Consider the following 251-nt stretch of genomic DNA (forward strand, 5'->3'; position numbering starts at 1 on the left):
CCCCGGTGACTGGGCACCGCCGGCCGCGGCCGGTCCGTCGGCAGGTCCAGCGCCGGCGGGGCGCCCTGCAACGCCTCACGCCAGTACGCCAGCTGCTCCTCCAGGACGTCTCCGGAGAGCCAGTCGCGCTGCCACGCCGCGTAATCGGCGTACTGCACGGCGAGCCCGGGCAGTTCCCGGCCGTCGTACGCGGCCTCGAGGTCCCGCAGCAGGACCCCGACCGACCAGCCGTCCGAGACGATGTGGTGCAT

Annotated in this window: 1 protein-coding gene; it reads right to left on the minus strand. The window is 74.5% G+C overall.

The window, feature by feature from the left end:
• Positions 1 to 251: condensation domain-containing protein (locus G3I53_RS19220; protein ID WP_164438588.1), on the minus strand; the 251-nt coding region annotated here is incomplete at both ends.

It is taken from the genome of Streptomyces sp. SID14436 (assembly GCF_010548465.1).
Taxonomy (GTDB): Bacteria; Actinomycetota; Actinomycetes; order Streptomycetales; family Streptomycetaceae; genus Streptomyces.